Origin of the sequence: Chryseobacterium potabilaquae (genome assembly GCF_902728265.1) — a bacterium.
GTDB classification, from domain to species: Bacteria; Bacteroidota; Bacteroidia; order Flavobacteriales; family Weeksellaceae; genus Chryseobacterium; species Chryseobacterium potabilaquae.
The window spans coordinates 55,736-70,646 of sequence record NZ_CACVBR010000010.1; the positions used below are offsets into that span (position 1 = coordinate 55,736).

Here is a 14,911-nt window from a genome sequence, read left to right on the forward strand (position 1 = left end):
GCCGCCGAAACTTATGATGGAAATCGTAAATCTACAAATGTAATGGGCTTTCTATTGTTTGGATTAAATACAATTTTAGATAAAACATCAAAATCTATAATTTCTATCTTTGGACTCACCCTTAATTTGGCACGAAAGCGATCCCTTATCTCATTCTCAAAAAACTCATCCTCTTCTCCTTTACTTAACTTAATAATAATCTCATCCAATCCTATCTCATTAGACTGAATGATAATTTGGTAGCATAAAATATTATTAAAATCATTTAAAATATCATTCATAGCTGGAGGATATAAAGTTGTCCCTTTATATTTTATCATTTGTTGCTTACGACCAATAACAGGACCTAACCTCATGGTATTTCTTCCACATTGACAAGGTTCATAATGAGCTTTCATAATATCTCCTGTTTTAAATCTTAGCAAAGGCATAGCTTCCACTCCTAGCGTGGTAATCACCAACTCTCCACACTCACCTTCTTTAACAAGGTTGCCATTCTCATTAAGAATCTCTGTAATAATTAATTCCGGATGATGATGCCCACCAATTTGGAATTCACATTCCGTGAAAGCAGTACTCATTTCAGTAGAAGCATAGGTTGAGAATAATTTAATATTCCACTTCTCTTTAATTTTTCTTGCAAGAATATTATCTGTAAAATCTTGATTTTTTATACTTTCACCAATACAAATAGCTCCGTAGACACTTGTATTTTGATATTCTAAACCATATTTCTCTGCGTAATCAATCATTTTCAATAAAAAAGAAGGAACTGTAATCAGATATTTAGGCTTATACCTAAAGATAGAGTCCCATTGTAATTCGGGGATTCCCGGACCCATCCTAATGACACTTGCCCCCATTTTTCTTAAGCCTAAAAAGTAAGCCAGTCCTGCCATAAATCTTTTATCAATTGTCGTAATCATTTGTACAACATCTCCTTTTTGAACTCCTGCACAGGCAAATGAAATAGCTTCATTATAAGCTAATCTTTCAAGATCAGGATCAGACAATCCAAAAGTTACAGGATCTCCCAAAGTTCCGGATGTTGTACTATAATCCACAATTTTGTTAGCCGGTATACAAAAAAAATCAAGATTATATTGCTGTAAATCATTTTTTGTAGTAACAGGAATCTTCCTTAAATCATCCAATCCCTGAATATCAACAATATTGATATTACTCTCCTTAAACAGTCTTTGATAAAAGGGTGAACGATTTTCAAGGTATCTTAATAGTTCCTGAAGCTTTTGCTCCTGAAACTTTTCTATATTTGAAATACTTGCTTTTTCGATTAATGGATAAAATTCCACTGATTTTAATTTTTAGAAAACAAATTTATTTATTTAAAATTAAAAGATTTATATATTCAAAAATAAATAGGCCCTTTTACCGTTGAAAAGTGAAAGTCTGCGTATTTGTATTTCCTGCTGTATTAGTAATCACAATTTTCAAGGTCTGCAAACCTGAACCCTTAGGACACTTTTCATCAAAAACATATATAAAATCATTCTTTACACGAGTAAACCGAAGCCACTTCCCATCTAATTCTGCACGAAATGAAACAATATCCCCGACCGCCGTTTCTCCTTTTAATCGTAAAGAACTTGCATTGACAAGGCTTCCATCTTTCCAATTGGGAGAAACAGAGGGCAAACTATTATCTATTATTAGTTTTACAATCCCCAGTCTATTGAATTGACCTTCCACCCAGCCATTATTCCATTTTCCTTTAATAACATTCTTATCATTTCCATAATTCAACTCCATAACCACTTTATCTTTTTCCTCATCTCTTAATTTTTTATTAGGCTTTATCTTTAAAGAGTAGCTATCATGAACCGGAATATTTATAGTGTGTAAAATAACTGTATTTGAAGCGGCTTCAGCATCAGGCTTTTCAGACATATTAAAATGTATGGAATCATAAAACGATTTTTTACTAAAACTGATTTCTGCATTTTCTGTCTTCACAGTTTTTCCTTCATTAGCATTGATCGTTGTACCGTAAGAAGAAATCTTTTCAGAAGCTTTAGTGAATTGAACTTTTGTTACCAAACGACTCGTATTTCCATTAATATCTTTTACCACAATTTCAACATTGTGAATTTCATTATCCTGAAAATTAATAATACCATCCAAACCCGTACTATAATGTTCCAATTTCATTCCCGGCAGCGTTGACAAATGCTGAATACTCATTTTATCTTGTACAAATTTTGTATAATCAATACATCCATTCAAATAGCGTGTATCCTCATAGCTAACCTTATCAATTTTAAAACTATACTTTAATTGACCATCCATAAATAACTTCGCTTCGTAAATTCCCAAATTAAAACCTTGATTGGCCTTATCAATAGCTTTGATCCCAAAACTTATCGCTGGTGAGTTTATCTGGATCAAATTAGTCATATACATATTTCCCACTTTTTTTACTGCAATTCCATTTGCACCGGGTTCATAAGTACTGAAACGACGATCATACCAGTACATTCCACTGATAATCGGTGAAATTCGATCCGGAACATCAAAACCAAAAAGCAAAGGGTTTATACATTCTTCTGTTTTCGTATCTCTAATTTCAAAATGAAGATGTGGCCCTGCAGAACCTCCGGTATTTCCACTCAATGCAATCAATTGCCCTTTACTTACAGGAAATTGTTTCGGTAACAAAACAATATCTTGCTCCCATTTTTCATCTTTATATTGCCTTTCTTTTACATATTGATCAAGTCCATCAAAAAATGAATTTAAATGAGCATACACCGTAGTATATCCGTTGGGATGGGTAATGTATATCGCGTTTCCAAATCCATATCTTTCAATCTTTATTCGACTTACATAACCATCCGCAGCTGCCACTACAGATAAATTTTCCTGGCTATTCGTTCTTATATCCAGTCCCATATGAAAATGATTGGTACGAACCGTTCCAAAATTAGCAGCTAGTTGAATAGGAATATGTAAAGGATTTCGAAAATAATTCTGAGGATAATTATTCTGAGCAAATAGGATAACACCATTGATGAAACAAACAATGAATATCATTTGAGAAAATGCTTTCATACCAGTACAGTTTATGGTTATTTTAAATATACAAAATTCTTGAGTTATAAAAGGATAAAAAGAAAATTTTATACCATCAATTTCGTTTGAATTTTTTAGAAAAACTCCTTCAAAAAAATGACAATTTACAATCACAGTTCATCTATAATGAGTCTTACTATTTATATTTCTGAAATTGAACTTTTTAATAGATGATATCAAAATAAAACATATTATAAACCGACAAATTTTAGTAAATTTGCCAACTTAATTAATCATCGATATTGAGATATTTACAATGAGCCAATTTAAAGAATACAAAAACCTCAACCTTATTGACGTAGCAGAGAATGTAGCAGAATTTTGGAAACAAAATAAAACTTTCAATAAGAGTGTTGAGATTCGTGAAGGGAAACCAGAGTTTGTTTTTTATGAAGGACCACCTTCAGCAAACGGCATGCCCGGAATTCACCATGTAATGGCTAGAGCATTAAAGGATATTTTCTGCCGTTATCAGACCCAAAATGGAAAACAGGTTTTTCGTAAAGCGGGTTGGGATACCCATGGACTTCCGGTCGAACTAGGTGTCGAGAAAGAATTAGGAATCACTAAAGAAGATATTGGCAAAAAGATTTCGATTGAAGATTATAACAAAGCGTGCCGTGAAGCAGTAATGCGCTATACCGATGTGTGGAATAACCTTACGGAAAAAATAGGATATTGGGTAGACCTTAACGATCCTTATATCACTTATAAGTCAAAATATATGGAGACCGTTTGGTGGTTGCTAAAACAATTATATAATAAAGAATTATTATACAAGGGATACACCATCCAGCCTTATTCTCCAAAAGCAGGAACAGGACTTTCTTCACATGAATTGAATCAACCGGGAACTTACCGTGATGTTTCAGACACCACAATTGTAGCTCAATTTAAGGCTAAAAAAGAAACTTCCGAGTTATTTAATGATGTTGAAGGGGACATACATATCCTTGCATGGACAACAACTCCTTGGACATTGCCATCGAATACAGCACTTGCTGTAGGAAGAGATATTGAATATTATTTGGCTAAAACCTTTAATCAGTATACATTTGAACCCGTAACTATTATTTTATCAAGAGCTCTATTACCTAAGGTTTTCGGTAAAAAATATTTTGAAGGCAGTGATGAAGATTTTGTTAATTATACTCCTGAAAGTAAAACTATACCTTTTAAAATTTTAAAAGAATTCACAGGAGAAAAACTTACAGGAACTCAATATGAGCAGTTAATTCCTTGGTTTACGCCAAATGATACTCCTGAAAATGCTTTCCAAGTGATCTTAGGAGACTTTGTTACCACAGAAGATGGTACCGGTATTGTTCACATTGCTCCCACTTTCGGTGCAGATGATGCAAGAGTGGCAAAAGACGCGGGAATACCTCCCATGTTGGTAAAAGACGAAAATGACAATCTTGTCCCATTGGTAGATTTACAAGGTAAATTTATTGAAGGAGAAAATGTTCCTGAATTATTTTCAGGAAAATATATCAAGAATGAATATTATGATGATGGAACTGCTCCTGAAAAATCTTGGGATGTGGAATTAGCCATTCTATTAAAGACTGAAAACAAAGCCTTCAAAGTAGAGAAATACGTACACAGCTATCCACACTGTTGGAGAACAGATAAACCCGTATTGTATTATCCACTGGATTCATGGTTTGTGAAAATGACCGCAGTAAAGGACAGATTGGTTAATTTAAATAAAGAAATCAACTGGAAACCAAAAGCTACAGGAGAAGGACGTTTTGCAAATTGGTTAGAAAATGTGAACGATTGGAATCTTTCACGTTCAAGATATTGGGGAATTCCTTTGCCAATATGGAGAACAGATGATTTAAAAGAAGAAAAAATCATAGGTTCCGTAGAAGAATTATACAACGAAATTGAAAAATCTATTGAAAGCGGATTTATGAAAGAAAATCCATTCAAAGATTTTGTGATAGGTAATATGTCTGAACAAAATTATGCTTTGGTTGATTTGCATAAAAATGTAGTTGACAAAATAGTTTTGGTTTCGGCCTCAGGAAAAGAAATGAAGCGTGAAAGTGACCTTATTGACGTTTGGTTCGACTCAGGTTCAATGCCTTATGCACAATTACATTATCCTTTTGAAAATAAAGAATTCATAGATAATCATAAAGCCTTCCCTGCAGATTTCATTGCGGAAGGTGTAGATCAAACACGAGGATGGTTCTATACACTGCATGCCATAGGAACAGCTGTTTTTGATTCGGTTGCTTATAAAAATGTAATGAGTAATGGACTTGTTTTGGATAAAAACGGTCAGAAAATGTCCAAGCGCTTAGGAAATGCTGTTGATCCGTTTGAAACACTTTCTGTATATGGACCGGATGCTACGCGTTGGTACATGATTTCAAATGCAAATCCTTGGGAAAACCTGAAGTTTGATATTGAAGGTATTGATGAGGTAAGAAGAAAATTCTTCGGAACATTATACAACACCTATTCATTCTTTGCGTTATATGCTAATGTTGATGGATTCAACTATTCTGAAAAAGAAATTGAAAACCGTCCTGAAATCGACAGATGGATTCTTTCTGAATTAAATTTATTAATCAAAGAAGTAAAAGCATTCTACGAAGATTATGAACCTACAAGAGTAGCAAGAGCCATAAATACTTTCGTAAACGACAACTTAAGTAACTGGTATGTAAGATTATGCAGAAGACGTTTTTGGAAAGGAGACTATTCAGAGGATAAAATCTCGGCTTACCAAACTTTATATACTTGCCTTGAGGTTATTGCTAAATTATCTGCGCCTATTGCTCCGTTCTTTATGGATCAATTATATCAGGATTTAAATAAAGTAACAGGAAAAGAAAACTGTGAGTCCGTTCACTTAACAGATTTCCCTGTAGCTGATGAAAGTTTAATCGATGCAGATTTAGTTGAAAAAACTCATTTAGCTCAAAACATTACCAGCATGGTTTTCTCTTTAAGAAAAAAAGAAAACATGAAAGTCCGTCAGCCTTTACAAAAAGTATTGGTCCCTGTAATGGATTCCAAAGCAGAAGAACAAATTTTAGCTATTGCGGATTTAATTAAGCAAGAAGTAAATGTTAAAGAATTACAATTAATCAACGCAGAAGAAGCATCTCATTTAATTGTAAAACAAATAAAACCCAATTTCAAAGCATTAGGTCCTAAATTAGGAAAAGACATGAAATCGGTTGGAGGAGAAATTTCCAATCTTAGCACAGAGCACATTTCTCAACTTGAAAAAGAAGGAAAAATAGATATCCAAGGGTATGAAATAACCCTTGATGATGTGGAAATTTCCACAAAAGACATTCCAGGATGGACTGTTACTTCTGATGGGAAAACAACTGTGGCATTAGATTTGACATTAACAGATGAGTTAAAATCGGAAGGGATTGCAAGAGAGTTTATCAACAGAATTCAAAATCTGAGAAAAGATAAAGATTTTGAGCTGACAGATAAAATAACCATTTTTATGGAAGAAAGCTCTCCATTTTTACACGATATTAAGAAAAATGAAGAATATATTTCGTCAGAAGTCTTGTCAAATAAAATAGAAATTGTATCTTCACTTTCAAATTTTAACGAAATCGAAATCGATGAGGTTAATTTTAAGATAAATGTTGAAAAAAATTAACATATAAGTTATTGTTTTTCAAATTCCATTTCATAATTTATTAAAAAGAGAAACGAATATGGCAGACGAAAGAGTTAGATATAGCGATACTGATTTACAGGAGTTTAAGACAGTTATAAAGGAAAAAATCGCTAAGGCAGAGAAAGATTTAGCTTTGATTAATGAAAGCTTTATTAATGATCAAAATAATGGTACAGATGATACCTCTCCTACCTTCAAAGCTTTTGAAGAAGGAGCAGAAACCTTAAGTAAAGAACAGAATGCAATTTTAGCAGGGAGACAAGAGAAGTTTATTCGAGATCTCAAAAACGCCTTAATAAGAATTGAAAACAAAACTTATGGTGTTTGTAGAGTAACCGGTAAACTTATTCCTAAAGAAAGACTTTTGGCGGTTCCACATGCTACATTAAGCATCGAAGCGAAGAATATGCAAAAATAACCACGAGGTTAACAAAAATAATTTTAGGTTTATACTGTATTCATTAAAGTACTTTATAAACCTAATTTTTAATTTATACCTATGATTGAAATTGTATTTCTATTCATTATTCTCATTCTTGTTTTATTGTTTTTCAATAGAGAATGGATTAAAAACAAATTCTTTCCCAACAAAGAAAAAAACTATACACTTGACGATAAATTTAATTCGGATAAAAGGGAAAGGGAAAAAGAAATTGACAAACTTTTGAGTAAGATGGGCAAAAATGGAATCAATGATTTATCCACAAAAGATAGGAAAAGACTTGATGAATTGTCCAAAATGTAGTATTATAGCAGAAAAATTTAGAAATCTTGAAAAAAATCTTAGCCGTAACATTCTTAATATTATTAATTGATCAGGCTTCAAAAATTTATATTAAAACACATTTTAATCTGGATGACAGCATTTCCGTTTTTCCGGGATTTAAATTAACTTTCGTAGAAAACCCAGGAATGGCATATGGTTTTCATTTTGGAGGAATTATTGGAAAATATTTTTTGGTAATTGTGAGAATATGCTTAATTGGAGGCATGATCTACCTTTTCAAAAAATGGTTACAAAAAGGAGAATCAAACTATCTTTTAATTCCAATGGCCATGATTTTTGCGGGAGCTATAGGCAACCTTATTGACGGGATGTTTTACGGACTTATCTTTGATAGTGGAACCGTATATGACGCGAGTATTGATCGATGGATTGGATATGGTGGGATTTCCAAATTCGTCCCTTTTGGACAAGGATATTCAACTTTTATGAAAGGATGTGTGGTAGACATGCTACATTTTCCCTTGGTTGACTGGAATGTTCCGGAAAGCTTCCCCTTAATTGGAGGCAGGCACATTGAGTTTTTTAAATATATATTCAATATAGCAGATTCTGCTATTACCATTGGAGCTGTTTTTCTATTAATTTTCAGAAAAAAAGCTTTCCCAAATGGATTGGAGTTTTAAAATCCCCTGTGAAATGAAAAATATAGCTAAAAATATATTTAAAATTTTCCTGCTACTTGTTGTTGCAGGATTTATTTTTATTGCTTGGGCAAACTACAACATAAAAAAAGAAAGCGCCCCATTTATTTCATACGATAGTAAAGAGATGCCACAAACAAAAACGGCCTTACTTTTAGGGACAAGTAAATCTTTAAATAATGGATCTCCCAATGCGTATTTCTATAATAGAATTCAAGCCGCATTGGACTTGTATAAAAGTGGAAAAATAAAATATATAATAGTAAGCGGAGACAATAGTAGCAAAGACTACAACGAATCAGAAGACATGCAACTTTCTTTAATGAAGTATGGTATCCCTCAAGATAATATCATTCTAGATTTTGCCGGCTTTAGAACATTAGATTCCGTGATAAGGGCAAAAGATATTTTTGGGCAAAAAAAGTTAATTATCATTTCTCAAAAATTTCACAATGAAAGAGCCGTGTTTTTGGCTAGAAGAAATGGAATGGAAGCATATGGATATAATGCAGAAGATGTAAATAAATATGCCGGACTTAAAACCAATTTGAGGGAATATGTAGCAAAAGCCAAAGCATACTACGATTTACTTTTAGGAATTGAGCCTAAATTTAAAGGAGAAAAGATTGTAATCCCTTAAAAACAAACTTTCTATTTTTTCATAAAATGTCAAGGATATATATCATTGACTATATCCATACATTAATTTTTAAACTAAGATTCTATTTTTTCTACAAAATCTGTATGAGAAATAACTAAATTTGCAGTTCATTAATTTTTAAATATAAATATTAAACAATGTCAAGAATTCTTACCGGCATTCAAGCCACCGGAACCCCACACCTTGGTAATTTGTTGGGTGCAATTATTCCAGCAATTGAATTATCCAAGCAGGAAGGAAATGAATCATTTTTATTTATTGCGAATCTTCATTCACTCACCCAGATTAAAGACGCAAAAGAACTAAAACAAAATACCTATGAGATTGCTGCGGCTTGGCTTGCTTGTGGGCTAGATACCGAAAAAACATTTTTTTATAGACAGAGTGACATTCCTGAAACCTGTGAACTTTCTTGGCATTTATCATGTTTTTTTCCTTATCAGAGATTAACTTTAGCACATTCATTTAAAGATAAAGCTGACCGATTGCAGGACGTGAATGCAGGATTATTCACTTATCCTATTCTCATGGCTGCAGATATTTTACTCTATGATGCAGAAATCGTTCCTGTAGGAAAAGACCAACTCCAACATTTAGAAATTGCCCGTGATGTAGCCTCTAGGTTTAATAATCAAATGGGTGAAGTTTTCGTATTGCCTCAATCTGAGCTTCAGGAAAACACTAAATATGTACCTGGAATTGATGGTCATAAAATGTCAAAATCCAGAGGTAATATTATTAATATTTTTTTACCTGAAAAAGAATTGAAAAAACAGGTAATGAGTATTGAAACAGACTCTAAGTCTCTAGAAGATCCGAAAGATCCGGAAACAGATAAAATTTTTGCTATTTATCAATTAATAGCTACTCCTGAGCAAACAGAAGATTTAAGAGCAAAGTATTTAGCTGGGAACTTCGGATATGGCCATGCCAAGACCGAATTGTTAAATCTAATTTTAACACGTTTTTCTAAAGAAAGAGAAATGTTTCATTACTACATGAATCATCTTGATGAGTTGGAAGCAAAACTTCAAGAAGGAGCTCAAAAGACAAGAATAATTGCTATAGAAACTCTTAAAAGGGTAAGAGAAAGTTTAGGAATTTAAATAAAAAAAGAAGCCGTTTCTAAATGTTTTGAAACGGTTTCTTTCATCTTTCTCAAACTCCGGTTATTTATATCTCCTCTTAATAATGATCTCAATATAGAAGTTTTATTACCGTAAATAGAGCTTAATAAAGATATATAGCTATGATACCAAAGCCTTATAAATATTCTTTAATTTGTAGAAGGTGTGTAATGACTTTTAATCCTTCCTCTTCTTTATTTTCATTTAATACATTGAAAAAAATCACATCCAAACCAAAATTTTGCGCACCAATTACATCGGCAATCCAATCATCTCCAATCAGAATACTTTCCTCTTTGGTAGCTTTTGCTAAATGGAGAGAATATTCAAAAATCTCAGGACGTGGTTTTCTTACTCCAACTGTATCTGCACTTGTAATGGTTTGAAAATAGTGATCTATTCCCGACAAAATACATTTTCTTTCTGTTACTTCTTTAAATCCATTTGAAATAATATGTAGGGTATAATTTTTAGATTTTAAATAGTCTAAAATATATTCAGCCCCTTCAACCAATTCATTATAATTAAGAATTTTATCTAAAAAATGTTCTTCAAAAGACATAGAAAGCTCTTCATTATCTACATTGAAATGTTTAAATGTATCATAGAAGCGATGCTTCCTTAGATATTCTTTATCAATAACCTCATCTCTGATTTTCTCCCAAAGGATTTCATTAATCTCATGATAAACAGAATGAAATTCTTCAAAATCGATATTATATTGTACCGCTATTTCCTCTTTTTTAAAAAGATCTTTAATGGTAAGATAGGCATTCTTACGATGATCCCAAATGGTATTGTCAAGATCAAAAAAAATGTGCTGAATTTTCATACAGCACAAAATTAATAATTTTAATTTTTGGAAATCGGATAATTCTTATTATTGATTTTAATCACCTCAAGATTCTTTGAAAAACTAAGTAAAAATTCAATTGTCTCTTTTTTTGGTTTCAAAGCTCTCACTTTTAAGGAATCATTCTTCTTCATAGGCGAAACTTGTTTTCCTTAAAACGGGAATTTCAAATTATTATTATTTACCTTGTCAAAATAATATTATTTTCGTCCATGATTTTTCTCAGGTTAATCAATGCATAACGAACCCTCCCTAAAGTAGTATTGATACTCATGTCAGTATGATCCGCAATTTCTTTAAAGCTTAATCCGTCGAAAAACCTTAATTTAATAACTTCTTGTTGATTCTGAGGAAGGTATTGTAACATTTTCAGCAAATCTTCTTGAATCTGATTCGTTACCAATTGATCTTCAATATTTTCAGAAGGCTCCCTTAATAAATCAAAAATAGAATACTCATCTGTTTCAAAAGTAGTTTCTGAAATTTTTATATTTTTAGCTTTGGCTCGGAAATGATCAATAATAAGATTGTGGGCAATTCTTTTAGCCCAAAGAATAAACTTCCCTTCTTCGTTATATCTCCCTTCTTTTAGCATAACAATGATTTTCATAAATGTATCCTGAAAAACATCGTTTGCGAGGTCTTCATCATTAATTTTGTAAAAAATGAATGTAAACAATTCTCTCTGATAACGATAAATAAGTGCCGATAAGGCATCCTCGTCTCCTTTCTGATAAAGGGATATTAATAAGCTATCTGATTTTAATTTCATAACTCTTCTCTATAATAAATATTTGTTTATAACCCACCAGCCAGATTTTTCATCTGGTTTTGGTTTCAATTACAAAACAGTTTTAAGAGTAAAGTCAAATCAATAGGCAGTACATTTTAGGGTGTAAATATAAGAATTTTTTAATAACTGTTAATCAATTATTAATTTTTTACAAAAAAGTTTTAAAAAAACTACTTAAATTTATCATGAAGAAAGACTAAAGGTACATTTAATGTAAAATTGATATTTAGCCCTTTTAACTCTTTTCCATTCAGCTTTGCTTCTCCAAGAGAAAATGCATATCCTCCTGTAAGGTCTACAATACCGAAAAGAGAAATTCCGACCTTAGGTGCAATATATTTATTAGTGCCTTCCGCACCCACTAAAAAATAATAGGAATGATAAAAGTCTACATTTTTTTCAAAATTTAATAAAACATCAGCCTGTAACTTTGGCATAATAGCAAATTCAGAATGTGTGGATCCCATAAGCGCAGAAATACCTGCTCTATATATCACATCATCATTTTTAAGGAACAACAATTTACCTCCCACTTCTCCAAATGTTTGATTTTGGTATACATATCCCACATTCAACATTTTATGCATTGTATATTGGGCTTTAACTATGGACGTAGATATAAAAAATACAATAATCGTAATTGTGAATCGAAAATTCATTGATAATATATTTGATGCAAAATTAAAAAAAACTGCTTTATCTAAGATAAAGCAGTCAATTAATTATGTATAGTAAATGATTAAATTCCGAAAGCCTTTTTAATATCATCAACTTTATCTAATTTCTCCCAAGTAAAGAACTCAAGATTTTTCAATGTAAGTTCATTTTTATGCCCCTTATTGAATACCTTATCTGCTACGTAATGCTCTTTACCCATATGTCCATAAGAAGCCGTTTCCTGGTAGATCGGATTTCTCAATTTAAGGTTTTGCTCAATAGCATACGGTCTTAAGTCAAAAACTGAAGAAACTTTTTCCGCAATTTCACCATCATGTAGATCTACTTTGGTAGTCCCAAAAGTATTAATATACAAACCACAAGGTTCAGCAACTCCAATTGCATAAGAAACCTGCACCAAAACTTCATCAGCAACTCCTGCAGCCACTAAGTTTTTAGCAATGTGTCTTGTTGCATACGCAGCACTTCTATCTACTTTTGATGGGTCCTTACCAGAGAAAGCTCCTCCTCCATGAGCCCCTTTTCCTCCATAGGTATCAACAATAATTTTTCTTCCCGTAAGACCTGTATCTCCATGAGGACCTCCAATAACAAATTTACCAGTTGGATTGATATGATACTTAATCTGGTCATTAAATAACGCTTTGATTTCTTCTGTTTGCTTAGCCACTACCCTTGGAATCAAAATGTTTTTAATATCCTCACGAATTTTATTTAACATTTCACCCTCTGTACCAAAATCATCATGTTGAGTAGAAACGACAATTGAATCTATTCTTATAGGCTTATGATCATCCGAATATTCGATCGTAACCTGGCTTTTTGCATCTGGTCTAAGATAAGCGATATCTTTTTCTTCTCTTCTAATTGCAGAAAGTTCTTTAAGAATAGTATGGGCTAAATCTAAAGCAAGCGGCATATAATTTGCGGTCTCATTCGTCGCATAGCCAAACATCATTCCTTGATCTCCAGCTCCTTGCGCATTAGCTTTCGCTTCAAAAGATTCATCAGACACAGCTCTATCCACTCCTTGATTAATATCTGGTGATTGTTCATGAATCGCAGAAATAACACCACATGAATCTCCATTAAACATGTATTCCCCCTTTGTATATCCAATACCATTAATAACTTCTCTCGCAATAGTTTGTACATCAAGATAAGCCCCAGACTTCACCTCTCCGGCCAAAACAACCTGTCCTGTTGTGACAAGCGTTTCGCAAGCTACTTTTGATTCTTTATCATATGCTAGAAAATGATCAATTAACGCATCAGAAATCTGATCTGCAATTTTATCAGGATGTCCTTCTGAAACTGATTCAGACGTAAATAAATAAGACATATAGTTGTTGTTTTTAGATTAAAATACAGTGTACAATAAGGTAAATTGCCTGTGAATCTAAAAGAAATACTGTTTTAGCACTTTTTTATAGAGGTTGCAATCAGGTCAAATTTTTCCTCGTCGTAAACGTTGGCAAATTTAAGTACTATTTTTTTAATACTCAAATTTTTGTTCACAGTTTATACGATATCAAAACTATTGGGGTTTTATGCTAACAAATTCTTTAGGATTTTCATTGAAATTCAATTTTTTTTCTAAAGAAACTTTGATAGAATGAGATAGCTCATCAATAATTTTTTGTTTAAATGTAGGTTTATAATAGATGATACTTATCTCTCGATAAGGAAATGGTTTTTTAAATCTGAAGACATTTTTAGTTTGCTCTTCCGAAAGCTGGCTTAAAGCTAGTTCAGGTAAAATACTAATCCCTCCTACTTTATCCACCATATGGACAAGAGTTTGTATATTAGCAGCCAGGAAATCAAGATTTTTAGGCTTTAAAGTATTTTCCTTTAAATGACATATATTTTCAAACTGATTTCTAAGGCAATTACCTTCTTCAAGTAACCAGACTTTTTCTGCATTTAGTTCCTCAGGTATAATATAGGAGTTCTTTTTATTGGCATCTGTATCAGAACTATAAATCATCAACTCTTCATTAAATAAAAAGTCCTGATAAAACTCATCGGCCGTGTCATAAGGTGTTGAAATAATACCTGCATCCAACTCCCCAGCTTTTAATGCCTTAATAATATTATCAGTAGTCATTTCCTTTACATTCATTCGAATCTTTGGATTTTCTTCCAAAAATTGAAAGATCTCTGTCGGTAAAATAAAAGAAGATACAGTTGGGATAATCCCTATATTAATAGTCCCCCCTAAAATATTATTTAATAAATTGGCTTTATTTTTTAGCTCATTGACAGATTCTATTATTATTTTTGCTTGATCAATAATTTGCACTCCTACATCTGTAGTCCGAATAGGGTGCGTTGTTCTGTCAAACACTTTCACATCCAGTTCATCCTCAAACTTTTGTATCATTGCACTTAATGTAGGCTGTGTAATAAAGCATGCTTGAGCTGCTTTTCCAAAGTGTTTGTACTTATCTACAGCGATAAGATACTCCAATTGCTGAATGTTCATTCTGATTAATATTATCTATTACAAAGATATAATGTTTTTGTTATTAGCAACCAAAAATTCGAATAAATTTGATATTTAGTACCTTTACAGTCTAAACAAAGAATTTTTCATTTAAATAGTAACAAT

At 32.3% G+C, this 14,911-nt stretch carries 13 protein-coding genes; 6 read left to right on the forward strand and 7 right to left on the reverse strand.

Annotation, left to right across the window (positions count from 1 at the left end):
- Nucleotides 1–11: 11 nt before the first annotated feature.
- The gene (locus tag CHRY9293_RS07685) at nucleotides 12–1,313 is read right to left on the reverse strand and encodes a phenylacetate--CoA ligase family protein (RefSeq protein ID WP_162032470.1); all 1,302 of its coding nucleotides are present in this window, start codon (nucleotides 1,311–1,313) and stop codon (nucleotides 12–14) included.
- Nucleotides 1,314–1,389: 76 nt separating this feature from the next.
- On the reverse strand, nucleotides 1,390–3,069 hold the full coding sequence (locus CHRY9293_RS07690) for a M23 family metallopeptidase (RefSeq protein ID WP_162032471.1): 1,680 nt from the start codon (nucleotides 3,067–3,069) through the stop codon (nucleotides 1,390–1,392).
- Between the two features lie 277 nt (nucleotides 3,070–3,346).
- On the opposite strand from CHRY9293_RS07690, the gene ileS reads away from it, so the two are divergent.
- The 6 genes from ileS (at nucleotide 3,347) to trpS (ending at nucleotide 9,952) form a co-directional block, all read left to right on the forward strand.
- The gene (gene ileS / locus CHRY9293_RS07695) at nucleotides 3,347–6,736 is read left to right on the forward strand and encodes an isoleucine--tRNA ligase (RefSeq protein ID WP_162032472.1); all 3,390 of its coding nucleotides are present in this window, start codon (nucleotides 3,347–3,349) and stop codon (nucleotides 6,734–6,736) included.
- 58 nt (nucleotides 6,737–6,794) lie between these two features.
- Nucleotides 6,795–7,175, forward strand: a complete 381-nt coding sequence (locus CHRY9293_RS07700) for a TraR/DksA family transcriptional regulator (RefSeq protein ID WP_122545370.1) — start codon at nucleotides 6,795–6,797, stop codon at nucleotides 7,173–7,175.
- 81 nt (nucleotides 7,176–7,256) lie between these two features.
- The gene (locus tag CHRY9293_RS07705; RefSeq protein ID WP_162032473.1) at nucleotides 7,257–7,502 is read left to right on the forward strand and encodes a DUF6576 domain-containing protein; all 246 of its coding nucleotides are present in this window, start codon (nucleotides 7,257–7,259) and stop codon (nucleotides 7,500–7,502) included.
- 26 nt (nucleotides 7,503–7,528) lie between these two features.
- Nucleotides 7,529–8,167, forward strand: coding sequence for a lipoprotein signal peptidase (locus CHRY9293_RS07710; RefSeq protein ID WP_162032474.1), 639 nt, complete (start codon nucleotides 7,529–7,531; stop codon nucleotides 8,165–8,167).
- A 13-nt stretch (nucleotides 8,168–8,180) separates the two neighbouring features.
- Nucleotides 8,181–8,825 (forward strand): SanA/YdcF family protein, encoded by a 645-nt coding sequence (locus tag CHRY9293_RS07715; RefSeq protein ID WP_162032475.1) that lies wholly within the window; start codon nucleotides 8,181–8,183, stop codon nucleotides 8,823–8,825.
- Nucleotides 8,826–8,983: 158 nt separating this feature from the next.
- Nucleotides 8,984–9,952, forward strand: coding sequence for a tryptophan--tRNA ligase (gene trpS, locus CHRY9293_RS07720; protein WP_162032476.1), 969 nt, complete (start codon nucleotides 8,984–8,986; stop codon nucleotides 9,950–9,952).
- A gap of 157 nt (nucleotides 9,953–10,109) precedes the next feature.
- On the opposite strand, the gene CHRY9293_RS07725 is transcribed toward trpS, so the two are convergent.
- The 5 genes from CHRY9293_RS07725 to CHRY9293_RS07745 form a co-directional block, all read right to left on the reverse strand.
- A complete protein-coding gene (locus CHRY9293_RS07725; RefSeq protein ID WP_162032477.1) occupies nucleotides 10,110–10,805 on the reverse strand; it encodes a YjjG family noncanonical pyrimidine nucleotidase in 696 nt (231 codons plus the stop codon).
- A 202-nt stretch (nucleotides 10,806–11,007) separates the two neighbouring features.
- On the reverse strand, nucleotides 11,008–11,598 hold the full coding sequence (locus tag CHRY9293_RS07730) for an RNA polymerase sigma factor (RefSeq protein ID WP_122545376.1): 591 nt from the start codon (nucleotides 11,596–11,598) through the stop codon (nucleotides 11,008–11,010).
- A 191-nt stretch (nucleotides 11,599–11,789) separates the two neighbouring features.
- The gene (locus CHRY9293_RS07735) at nucleotides 11,790–12,278 is read right to left on the reverse strand and encodes a hypothetical protein (protein WP_162032478.1); all 489 of its coding nucleotides are present in this window, start codon (nucleotides 12,276–12,278) and stop codon (nucleotides 11,790–11,792) included.
- 80 nt (nucleotides 12,279–12,358) lie between these two features.
- Nucleotides 12,359–13,639, reverse strand: coding sequence for a methionine adenosyltransferase (gene metK / locus CHRY9293_RS07740; protein WP_122545378.1), 1,281 nt, complete (start codon nucleotides 13,637–13,639; stop codon nucleotides 12,359–12,361).
- Nucleotides 13,640–13,834: 195 nt separating this feature from the next.
- On the reverse strand, nucleotides 13,835–14,785 hold the full coding sequence (locus CHRY9293_RS07745) for a LysR substrate-binding domain-containing protein (protein WP_122545379.1): 951 nt from the start codon (nucleotides 14,783–14,785) through the stop codon (nucleotides 13,835–13,837).
- Between the last annotated feature and the right edge of the window lie 126 nt (nucleotides 14,786–14,911).